At 57.4% G+C, this 11363-nt stretch carries 10 protein-coding genes, 1 tRNA gene and 1 pseudogene; 9 read left to right on the top strand and 3 right to left on the bottom strand.

Going from position 1 to position 11363, the window contains the following annotated elements; translation table 11 throughout:
- From DSM100685_RS10440 to DSM100685_RS10460, 5 genes are all read left to right on the top strand, one after another.
- Nucleotides 1–99: IS3 family transposase (locus DSM100685_RS10440; protein WP_152350281.1), on the top strand; the 99-nt coding region annotated here is incomplete at its 5' end.
- A gap of 150 nt (nt 100–249) precedes the next feature.
- Nucleotides 250–335, top strand: a tRNA-Leu gene (locus DSM100685_RS10445).
- Between the two features lie 101 nt (nt 336–436).
- Nucleotides 437–1906 (top strand): amidase family protein, encoded by a 1470-nt coding sequence (locus tag DSM100685_RS10450; RefSeq protein WP_152351278.1) that lies wholly within the window; start codon nt 437–439, stop codon nt 1904–1906.
- Nucleotides 1907–1924: 18 nt separating this feature from the next.
- Nucleotides 1925–2188: a toxin-antitoxin system antitoxin subunit gene (locus tag DSM100685_RS10455; RefSeq protein ID WP_152351279.1), complete on the top strand. Its 264-nt coding sequence runs from the start codon at nt 1925–1927 to the stop codon at nt 2186–2188.
- 70 nt (nt 2189–2258) lie between these two features.
- Nucleotides 2259–3665, top strand: a complete 1407-nt coding sequence (locus DSM100685_RS10460; protein WP_152351280.1) for an ATP-binding protein — start codon at nt 2259–2261, stop codon at nt 3663–3665.
- Nucleotides 3666–3693: 28 nt separating this feature from the next.
- Here the strand turns inward: DSM100685_RS10460 and DSM100685_RS10465 are convergent, their stop codons facing one another.
- The gene (locus DSM100685_RS10465) at nt 3694–5421 is read right to left on the bottom strand and encodes a gamma-glutamyltransferase family protein (protein ID WP_152351281.1); all 1728 of its coding nucleotides are present in this window, start codon (nt 5419–5421) and stop codon (nt 3694–3696) included.
- A 614-nt stretch (nt 5422–6035) separates the two neighbouring features.
- Between DSM100685_RS10465 and DSM100685_RS10470 the strand changes: the two genes are divergently transcribed.
- From DSM100685_RS10470 to DSM100685_RS10485, 4 genes are all read left to right on the top strand, one after another.
- Nucleotides 6036–6290 (top strand): type II toxin-antitoxin system RelB/DinJ family antitoxin, encoded by a 255-nt coding sequence (locus DSM100685_RS10470; RefSeq protein ID WP_152351282.1) that lies wholly within the window; start codon nt 6036–6038, stop codon nt 6288–6290.
- Nucleotides 6291–6293: 3 nt separating this feature from the next.
- Nucleotides 6294–6569: a Txe/YoeB family addiction module toxin gene (locus DSM100685_RS10475; protein WP_152351283.1), complete on the top strand. Its 276-nt coding sequence runs from the start codon at nt 6294–6296 to the stop codon at nt 6567–6569.
- A 564-nt stretch (nt 6570–7133) separates the two neighbouring features.
- Complete coding sequence (locus DSM100685_RS10480) at nt 7134–8111, top strand: glycosyltransferase family 2 protein (protein ID WP_152351284.1); 978 nt, start codon at nt 7134–7136, stop codon at nt 8109–8111.
- A 27-nt stretch (nt 8112–8138) separates the two neighbouring features.
- Nucleotides 8139–8735, top strand: coding sequence for a hypothetical protein (locus DSM100685_RS10485; RefSeq protein WP_152351285.1), 597 nt, complete (start codon nt 8139–8141; stop codon nt 8733–8735).
- A gap of 1069 nt (nt 8736–9804) precedes the next feature.
- On the opposite strand, the gene DSM100685_RS10800 is transcribed toward DSM100685_RS10485, so the two are convergent.
- Complete coding sequence (locus DSM100685_RS10800; protein ID WP_163201051.1) at nt 9805–9960, bottom strand: hypothetical protein; 156 nt, start codon at nt 9958–9960, stop codon at nt 9805–9807.
- A gap of 1008 nt (nt 9961–10968) precedes the next feature.
- Nucleotides 10969–11363, bottom strand: a pseudogene (locus DSM100685_RS10805) (hypothetical protein); the annotation flags it as partial.

Consider the following 11363-nt stretch of genomic DNA (forward strand, 5'->3'; position numbering starts at 1 on the left):
GCCGCCTACCTGTCCCATTACAATGGGACCCGTATCAAGAAGTCGCTGGGCTGGATGAGCCCGGTGCAATACCGCAGACACCTTGGGCTGGCGGTGTAGCCGTCCAAGAAAAAGTCCGCACCCCCTTCGGCCACCTACGGTACTGGATTCGCTCAATCTGCGTGACATGCAAAGCGGAATGAGCGAAATCAGTACGCGACACGCCGAATTGCGCGATCCCGACCCTAGGTGTAAGTTAGTCGATTGTCTGCGAGTGTGGCGGAATGGTAGACGCGCTGTCTTCAGGTGGCAGTGAGTGTATGCTCGTGGGGGTTCAACTCCCCCCACTCGCACCAGCAAAATAAAGGGCTGGGACCGAAAGGTTCCGGCCCTTTTGCTTTCCCCCGGCACCGAGCCCGTTCACCCCGCGGAAACGTCGCGCTTCTACCGTGGCGTCATGACCGCCGAACACACCACCGCAAACGCCACGTGCACCGCCACGCAAGCCACCACCGCCGAGGACCTGCTGGGCACCACGCCCATCGCCGATCTCGAACGTCTCATCGCCGCCAAAGAACTCAGCGCCGAGGAACTCACCCGCGCCGCGCTCGACAAGGCCGCGCGCCTCAATCCCAAACTCAACGCGTTCACCGATCTTCACCCCGACGAGGCCATCGCCGCCGCCCGCGCACTCGACGACGTGCAAACGCGCAACGGCCATACGACCGGCCCGCTGCACGGCATCCCGGTCGCCATCAAGGACGAAAACGACGTGGCCGGCTACGTGACCGGATACGGCGGCGCCGCGTTCACCCACGTCGCCGAGCACGATTCCGCGGTGGTCGGCAGACTGCGCGAGGCCGGCGCGATCGTCATCGGCAAGACCCGCATGCCCGAATTCGGCATCTGGCCGTGGACCGAATCCAGCGCGAACGGGTACACGCGCAACCCGTGGAACACTCTGCGAAGCACGGCCGGCTCCAGCGGCGGATCCGCGGCGAGCGTGGCCGCGGGCATCGTACCCGTCGCGATCGGCGGCGACGGCGGCGGCTCGATCCGTCTGCCCTCATCGTTCTGCGGTCTGTTCGGCCTCAAATGCCAGCGAGGCCGCGTCACGGCCAGCCCGAACCGGAACCTGTGGCAGTCGCTCGGCGTGATCGGCCCGCTCGCCCGTTTCACGGCGGACAGCGCGCTTGTTTATGACGTCATCGCCGGCAGCCTGCCGACCGACCCGTGGCCCGCCCCGCCGCTGGACCGTCCCCTGTCCGACGCGGTCCGCAGCGACGGACCCATCAGCCCCCTGCGCATCGCGGTCAGCGCCAAGAACCCCACCGGCGGCCCCACGGCCGACCGCGAGACCCTCGACGCGCTCAAAGCCACCGCCGATGCACTCGCCGCGCTCGGTCATCACATGGAGCACATCGATCCGAAATACCCCGCGATCACCTACGAATTCCTCGCCCAAACCGCCGCCGGCGTGGCCGAAGAGGCCGCCCGCGCTGACCAGCCGCAGCTCCTCGAAGCGCGCACCCGCCGCCTGCTCGCCCTCACCCGCCCGCTGCGCCCGCTCAACGCCAGCGCCATCCGCCACGGCATCGCCATGGGACTCGAATTCGACCGCACGTTCTTCGCCGACTACGATCTGCTCATCACCCCGACCACGCCCACGCCCGCCGTGCCCGTCGGCCAGCTCGACGGCCAGGGCGCGATCGCCGCGTCGCTCAAGGCCGTGGGCGCATCGTCGTACACCGCCATCTGGAACGTGCTCGGCAACCCCGCCGCCGCCGTGCCCAGCGGATTCAGCCGCGACGGCCTGCCCCTGAGCGTCCAGCTCATCGCCCCGCAGAACCGCGAGGATCGCGCGCTCGCCGTGGCCGCGCAACTCGAGCGAGTCCGCCCATGGACGGGAAGGCTGCCGGAGGTGTGACCCGCCAACGAAAAGACCATGGGGGGAACTTGGAGCTACAAGGAGGAGATCACGAACCGCGGAGAAATCAACGAGCTGTTCGGCGTGACCGACGAGCAGCTCGACCACATGTCCGAGGAATATGAATCGGGAAACTGGGAAGGCGGCGTGGGAATGGTCGGCCCCGGGCGCCCGCGCATCCATGACGAGGAAATGGAAACCATCTCGTTTCGTCTAACCAAATCGCGCATGAACACCATCGACGCCAGAGCCAAGCGGAACGGCGAAACCCGCAGTCAATAATCCGCATTCTTATAGTCGTGACTTGTATAGTTGCGACTATATAAGTTATGACTTGTGATATGCTGAGTCCATGACATTCATCGGACGCGATGACGAACTCTCCTTTCTACGCGACAGCTACGAGGATCCCCGCGCGCAGCTGATCATCATGTATGGCCGGCGACGCATTGGAAAAACCGAAACCCTCGTGCACTTCTCACAGGACAAGCCGACGTTGTTCTTCGCCGCGCAGATGGGCACCAGACGCGAGCAGCTGGCCGAGTTCTCCCGGCGCATGTTCGAGGAGGGGGCACCGGCTGGCAAGTACCTCTCCCAATATGACGACTGGAGGGCCGCGCTCGAGGATCTGGCCGAACTGCCCACGCCGCCCAACGGCAAACGGCGTCTGGTCGTCATCGACGAGTTCCCTTACCTCGTGCGTTCGGACCCATCTTTGCCCTCCATCCTGCAGAATCTGTGGGACCACAAACTGCGGCATTCGAATCTGATGCTCGTGCTGTGCGGCAGCGCAATGAGCTTCATTGAGAAGGAGATCCTCTCCGAGAAGGCTCCGCTGTACGGCAGGGCCACGGGCGTGATGAAGATGCGGCCGATGCCCTATTGGGACGCGGCCCGGTTCTTTCCCGACTACACGGACGAAGATAAAGCGCTGGCATACGCGATGCTGGGAGGCGTGCCGCAATATCTGGGAACCTTCAACCCGGAACGGAGTTTGGAATGGAACGCGAAGCGCTACATTCTCAGGCGCGGCTCCGCCCTGTATTCCGAACCGGATGTCCTCATGCGAGAGGAATTCCGCGAGACGGCCAAATACAGCACGATCATACGGGCCATCGCCTTGGGAGACACCCGGCTCAACGACATCGCCACCCACACGCTCATTCCCGCCAACGCCTTGGGGTTTTACCTGTCCTCGCTCATCGAGGTCGGCATTGCGGAACGTGAATTCCCCGTCACGGCGAAACCCGCCGAACATGCCAAGGGAACGCGCGGGCTATACCGGCTGGCCGACGATTTCTTCGCCTTCTGGTACTCGTTCGTCTACCCAAATCGCTCCCAGCTGGACGGCGGCGACGTGGACGGCGTATGGCGGGACACGATCCAACCGGCTTTGCACAACTATGCATCGCACGCGTTCGAGCGCATGTGCGCCGAATGGCTGATGCGGGAGAGCAGGCAAGGCAAACTGCCCTACCATCTCAACCGCGCGGGCCGCTGGTGGGACAAAACCGACGAAATGGACGTTGTCGGCTTGGACCACACCGGGCGCAAGGCCATCGCCGGGGAGTGCAAGTTCCGTTCCGCACCCATGGACCCATCAATGCTGAACCTGCTGCGCGCACGGGCCGCCAAACTCGGTGCCGAGGAACTCAACCTCTACCTGTTCTCGCTGGGAGGGTTCACCCGGCCGCTGACCGACATCGCCGCAGCCGATGATTCGGTGCGTCTCGTCAGCCTTGACGCGATGATGGAATGAACGCGCATTCCGGAGACGGGGTCCGCCCCTACATCAGCGCGATGTTGCCGTCGGTGCGCGACTCGGTGCCGCCCACCAGCATGCCGTTGTCCAGCCGCACGATCATCTGCCCGCGCCCGAACTCCGCCGCGTCCAGGCCCACGGACACCTTGTGCCCCATGCGGACCAACTCCCGCGCCAGGGCCGCGTCGAACCGGGTCTCCACGTGCACGTCGTTGCCCCGGTTCCACTTCCAGCGCGGCGCGTCCAACGCCTGCTGCGGGTCGAGGTGGAAGTCGATCGCGTTCATGGCCACCTGCACATGACCCTGCGGCTGCATGTAGCCGCCCATCACGCCGAACGGACCGACCGGGCGGCCGTCCTTCATGAGGAACCCGGGGATGATCGTGTGGTACGTGCGCTTGCCGGGCTTCAGGGCGTTCGCGCGGCGCGGGTCGAGCGAGAAGTCGGCGCCGCGGTTCTGCAGCGCGATGCCGGTGCCGGGCACCACGATGCCCGAGCCGAAGCCCATGTAGTTCGACTGGATGTAGGAGACCATGTTGCCCTCACCGTCCGCGCAGCACAGGTACACGGTCCCGGAATCCGACGGCGTGCGCGTGGTGCGGACCTCGGCCGCATCCCCGATCAGCCGCGACCGTTCCTTGCCGTATTCCGGAGTCAGATAGCGCGCGTAGTCGAAGTCCGCGTCGTCCGGATCGGTGACCGTGTCGAGCGCGTCCGCGAATGCGATCTTGATCGCCTCGATCTGCCGATGGTAGGTTTCCGCGCAGTCCTTGGCCGGAAAGTCGAAGTTGCGCAGGATGTTCAGCGCCATGAGCGCCACGATGCCCTGCCCGTTCGGCGGGATCTCGCACACCTCGTAGCCGCGGTAGTCCAGCCGCATCGGCTCGACCCACCGGGGTTGGTAGGCGGCGAGGTCGTCGTAGCGCAGATAGCCGCCGGCGGCCCGGCTGGCCGCATCGATCGCGCGCGCCAAGTCACCCTCGTAGAACGCGCGGGCGTTGGTTTCGCCGATCGCCTCCAGCGTGTCCGCATGATCGGGCAGCGTGACCACGTCGCCCGGCCGCGGGGTCGCCGCCGACGCCGAATCGCCGCCGTTGCCGTCACCGCCACGCCGGGCGAACGTGCGGAACCACTCGTCGAACCGCCCGTCCGCGTTGACCTTCCGGTACGTGTCCGCCGACCGCGCCCAGTAGTACGACAGGTTCGGCGCGCACGGATAGCCGTTGCGCGCGTAGTCCACCGCGGGAGCCAGATCCTCGCTCAGCGTGAGCCGTCCGTACCGTTCGTTGATCGCGGCCCACGCGGCCGGCGCGCCCGGCACCGTGACCGGCGTCCACCCGAGCAACGGCATGCGCGCGTTGCCGTCCCGTGAAGCGTTGCCGTCCCGTGAAGCGTTGCCGTCCCGTGAAGCGTTGCCGTCCCGTGAAGCGTTGCCGTCCGCGATCACCCGCTCGATGGAGATGCCCCGCGGCGCCGGACCGCTCGAATTCAGCCCGACCAGCCGCCTTTCACGTGCGCTCCACGCGATCATGAACGCGTCCGACCCGATCCCGTTCGACGTCGGCTCCACCACCGTCAGCGCCGCCGCGGCCGCCACCGCCGCGTCGAACGCGTTGCCTCCCCGCATGATCGCCCGCAGCCCCGCCGCCGACGCCTGCGGCATGGAGCAGTTCACCATCGCCCGCCCCGCATACAACGGGAACCGCTGGGAGGGGTAGCGCTGGGTGAGAGGGTCGAAGTGCAAAGTGGTCATGGGATTATTATCGCGCTTTGACGACATCGCTACCGGCAACGTCACAATCTATCCAAGCGGCACGAGCCGCGCCGAATCGTCGGCAACAGGGCGATAGCGCACCTTTACGGGTAATGGGCCATTTGCCGGGATGATGCAAATTCAGAGGCTTCCAACGGCGACGAATAACGAGACATCGTTTTTGAGACGGTTTTCAATACGCCCCCTCCCGGCGTTTCAGAAACGATCCCCGGAAGTGCGGACTCCGCCCGAAAACGACCGTTTGCGATACAGGACGACGGGCATGCCGAGCGTCCCGAGGTTGCGGCCCTGTTGGGCTTTTTATGGCCGGGGAGGGGATTGACGGACAGCCGCTGGGGACGCCAATGAGCATGAGCGCCGCCCGCGAGCGGTACGGGGGCGCTTCGCCAGCTGGCGTCGTCATTCCGCGGGCTCCGTTTATGGAATCGTAATTTAGTAAAACGTGATTCTACTTTTCGGAAGTGGTGGCGTGCGATCCCGCGTCATCAATGTCGTCAGCGGGGTTGTCGTTGATGCCATTGACGGTATGCCGAACATGCATATACAATCAATACATATAATATATCGTTTTGTATGCACATAAGGAGGCCGTCATGGCGACCGCGATGGTGAACGTCAGATTGGACGAACAGACCAAAAAGGACATGGGCGAACTGTGCTCCGAGCTCGGCATGTCCATGAGCACCGCGTTCAACATGTTCGCGAAGGCCATGGTGCGCGAACGCCGCATCCCGTTCGAGGTGACCGCCGACCCGTTCTACTCGGCCGAGAACATGCGCCGTCTGGAACGCTCCGCCGCCCAGATGGACGCCGGCATGAGCTCCGCCCACGACCTTATCGGGGAGTAGCCGATGCTCAAGGTCTTCTCCGACGACGCGTGGAGCGACTACCTGCAATGGCAGGCGATGGACCGCAAGACCCTGAAAAGGATCAACGCCCTCATCAGGGACATCGACCGCAACGGCGCCGCCGAGGGCATCGGCATGCCCGAACCGCTGCGCGGGAACCTTTCCGGCTACTGGTCGAGGCGCATAGACCAGACGAACCGCTTGGTCTACCGCGTCAGGGGCGACGCCGAACGCCGGATCGAAATCATCGCGTGCCGCACCCATTACGGCGACCGCTAGAAGACGGTCGCGGCCGCGAACGGCCGCATGCCGGGCGGGGCGTTTTGGAACGCGCGCGCTCCTTATCTTCAACATCGCTCGCCGAACCGAGACATGACTGCGCACCCCCGACATGGGCGTTTGTCTCGCCGCGACCGGAATGACGGCGTCATCCGGCCCGCCCAGCTCCACGGGCCGCCCTTCGCGCGAAATCCCGAAGCTGCCGGAGAAGATGCCCCTTTCCCGCCATCTGGCTCGGATTTGCCCCAAGCCGGAGGAAATGGCTCATGTGGTGATAGAACAACGGGGTGTGCACCGGCCAGCGGGACACGGCTTCCCTCACCTCGGCCAACAGCGGATAAGTAACGACGCTGCCGCACTGTCGCCCCATCAGGGACACCCAATCCCTCCGTATCCTGTGAGCCTCGAAGATGCCGCCCTTCGCCTTGAAGTTCTCAAGGGTGTCCGCATGCTGTTGCACATCCTCTAACTAGATCGAATCACCCCGTAGACGGCATAAAACTCAAGCCCCCATCTGCTATTCTTGTTCCGCTGGGTATTCGCAAACGTTGAGAAGAAGATGCCATGAGTATTACCCCTCCCAGGAAATCTGAGGACCCGCGCGTAGACCGTCCCGTTATTGCGGTGTTGTTGCCGTGTTATAACGAGGAGGTCACGATCGGCAAGGTCGTCCAAGACTTCCAGGCCGCCCTGCCCGGCGCGGACATCTACGTGTACGACAACAACTCCACCGACCACACCGCCCAAATCGCCCGCGACGCCGGGGCCATCGTCCGCAAGGAACCCCGCCAGGGCAAGGGACACGTCATCCGCGCCATGTTCGAGGAGATCGACGCCGACGTGTACGTCATGGCCGACGGCGACGACACCTACCCCGCCGACGCCGCCCCGGCCATGGTCCAAAAGGTCCTCGAGGGCTACGACATGGTCATCGGCGACCGCCTGTCCTCCACGTACTTCCAGGAGAACAAGCGGCCCTTCCACAACTTCGGCAACAGGCTCGTGCGCGGGTGCATCAACCGCCTGTTCGGCGCGAACGTGCGCGACATCATGACCGGATACCGCGCGTTCTCGTTCACGTACGCGAAGACCTACCCCGTCCTCTCCCGCGGCTTCGAGGTCGAGACCGAGATGACGATCCACAGCCTCGACAAGAACGTCCGCCTGTACGAGACGCCCATCCAGTACCGGGACCGGCCCGCCGGCTCGGTGAGCAAGCTCAACACCGTGGGCGACGGGATCCGGGTCATGGGCACCATCTTCCGCCTGATCCGCGAGTACAAGCCCCTGCCGTTCTTCACGGTCCTGGGCGGCCTGATCGGCCTGGCGGGGGCCGGGTTCCTCGGCTCGGTGGTCGCGGAGTTCTGGGCCACGGGCCTGGTGGCCCGGTTCCCCACGCTGATCGTGTCGGTCCTGCTCATCATGGTCAGCCTGCTGCTGATCGTCTCGGGCGTGATCCTCGACGTGCTCGCCAAGAAGGACCGCAAGCAATACCTCATCGACAAGAATCTGTTCGCATACCAAAAACGACACATGCACTGATTCCTTATTGCAATTAAAGGAAATAAAATGAAATCAAACATCAAACATAATATAAAATTATATCTAATAGCCTTTATTATACTTATAGCATCTTTTTCCGCACTGCTAGTAGTTACCTTTTTAATACCTCAATCAGCAATAGAGAACAATCGAATTAATAGCATTAATTTTCTTAAAAAAGAAGGTAATTATCCAAATCCTTTATACGGAAATACAAAATTAGATAATTTTACCGATAAATTGATGCTGGAACAAGTGGGTCCAGAGAATGCATCAATTTATCGCGCATTTACTTTATATACGAGATATTGGAACGGCTGGGCCGTCCTTCTAAGACCTCTGCTCTTAATAGGCAACATCACCGTAATTCGAGGTTTACTATCCGCCATCTTTTGGATACTACTAATATTATCAATTTACTTGATAGCTAGAAGAACAAATATATTCTACGGCATACTGTTTTTTTCTGCAATGCTTCCAGCACGTTTAGATTTGGTAGCAGTAAGCATGCAATTTACTCATGTGTACTTTGCGTTGTTTATTTTTCTCATTTGGCTACTATATAAAGAGCATAAAATTGATAATGTGATTCTTGGATTTTTTTGTCACCGGATCAATTGTTAATTATTTTGATCTCCTTACTTTCCCTATAATTTCCTGCGGAATCCCAATGATATTGTATGCAGTATGCTATAGAGACAAGGTCCTAATAAACATACGAAAGACCCTTTACTTCACTATTGCCGCGCCGATTGCATGGGGCTCAGGCTATGCTCTTACTTGGATTAGCAAGTGGATAATTTCCAGTTTCATTAAAAAGCAGAATGTATTTCTCGATGCTTTTTCGCAAGCTTCTTTGCGAACTAATGGAGACATGGATGGCAGCAATCAAAAGCCTAATGTTCATATTATGCTCAAGGTAGCTTCAAATCAGTTTAACTTTAAATCGGACTATATCATTATGGGATTATTGCTTGTGGTAGCATTCGTCTTGATATGTAATGGTTTTGAAAAGAAATTGATAAAAAATAACATCCTTTGTTCTCTCACGTTGTTGACATATGCCTGCATTCCTTATATGTGGTCCTTTGCGTTATTACAGCATTCAGAAGTTCATACTTTCTTCACATATCGTAATTTCACAATTACATCTCTAGCTCTGATGTCCTTGGCCTATATATGGATTAATTGGGATCGTTCTAGATTCTTCAAAAAATAAACTCATGATAATTTTCTATTGTTGGTCAGCCATTATAGAATGGCTGACCAACAGTTTAATCCGTCAAGTCAACAGTCAAAATACAAGCATAGAAAGATAGTTTAGGCTTTATATTTGATAGTAGAACTTTATACCAATATTTATAGTTGTCTACTATTGAGCAAATCCTATTTCTGGGCTATATACACTAGGGACTTAATAGATAAAATATGGGTCTCATACGCGCAGGATTCAGCATCAGAGAATATAAGCCTCGACTTTCCCTGATGCTGAATCCACTTTCATAGGTGTTGCGTCTATTGTCGGCAAGGTACTGCGATCACGATTCCTAGGACTGTTTTATCATTATTCCCCATAGCTTCCATTTTCTTGGCCTTCTGACGGGGGACGTTGACGAATGAGATAGGATCGCGATATTCGACGAGCATGCCCCGTCCATCCGCAGCACTGTTTTATGTGTGGTCTCTGCCGATCTCAATGATAGTTGAAGACCAGTTTGGTAACGGCGTTGACGTTCATCTTCCAACTGGCTCGTTCGATCGGCAACGGCTCATCGTCCTTGGCAACGGCAAAACCGCAAACAGGGGCAAACATCGATATGCCCGACACCGTTTCGTGTCCCTCGCGCACAGGATCCTATTTGGGGGATCGTTACGCTCCGTGGGGTAGCCAACGTACTCTGCGTACTACACGTTGACCACGACCACACAGTCGTTCCATCGCGGTATCAACCTTGGCGAGCTTGGGAGTGAAGACAGTTTGCTGGACTTTGATGTCTGAATAGTTGTTCGTCAGCGTACCGGATGATTTCAAGCAATGAGCCCCGCATGCAGCGCATTTGCCCATGATGCTCATCCACTATTCGATTTTGATGCGCTTATCCAAATACCGGACCATATGCTCGTCGAGCATCCTGATGAACTCGTCGTGGCGATGCCCGGGACGACACGTCTGTGGATACACTTATCTTGAGACACCCGAAGAACCCTTCTGCAGTTGCATTGTCTAAGCTTTTTTCTTCGGATTTAAGGAACGAGTCAGAATGCTTCTCCGCAAAGTGACTCATTCCAGCCGCCGGTAGTGACGGCCTCGTTCTGAATAAACAATCGACGAAATCACGTCCGATCTGAGTGTTAGATACACGGCTTCAGGCATCTTCTCATGACTTGATCTCTTCAGCAGAACTTTTGAACACCACCTCGCACTTGAGCACCTCCGCGGACATAGAGCAATATCAGACGCAGCATTCGACCGGCGCAAATCCGTCTAGAGCCACAAAACAAACATCTCTTTGCTTGGACATCTTGTTGCCATATCATGCGACTTTCACGCCACGTGTGCGTCAAGTAATGGTCCACAGCCGCGCGCTTCTTCACCGTAATTTAACAAAAACCATTCTTCAACGTATCGAGAAGTACGCCCATTCCCTCTTCATCAAGCCAACTCATGCCGCATGCGCGCCGTCTCGTAGCTGGGATAACACAATTGCGCCAGCGCTCGTATATCACCATACAACACATCCTCTCGATATCGCTGTTCATTCGTGTACCTTGCCCATGATGGTTCCCTCAGATCACAGTCTAAAAAGAATATTTATTGCATCAAGGGGAACAAAAATTTGTTATTATATCTGAAAAATTAAGATGAAAGATGCTTCGGACGATATTTTTTAGTTATTAACTCCTTTAAATGATCAAATTTGTCAAGAGAAACAACAGAAAGCAATAAAAAGAGAAAAGTATTATGCTGAAAAGAAATTAATTGAGCATCAAACATAGAATGAGCTGCAACTATAAATAGAGCAATAATGAGGAAATTATCATTAGAATCTACCGCTTTTTTCATAAGTAAAGTGAAAAGAGCGACAATAGTCAAAGCAAAAACTAATCCATGATCGTAGATAATACGAATATATGAAGAATCAAGCGTTAATCCATGTTCTACAAGATTATATCGATATCCACCAATAATAGGTATTCCAAAATTTTCAAAAGCATAAGAAGAATACCTTAATCGATCGGAAAATATTTTAT

Origin of the sequence: Bifidobacterium avesanii, assembly GCF_009299475.1 — a bacterium.
Taxonomy (GTDB): domain Bacteria; phylum Actinomycetota; class Actinomycetes; order Actinomycetales; family Bifidobacteriaceae; genus Bifidobacterium; species Bifidobacterium avesanii.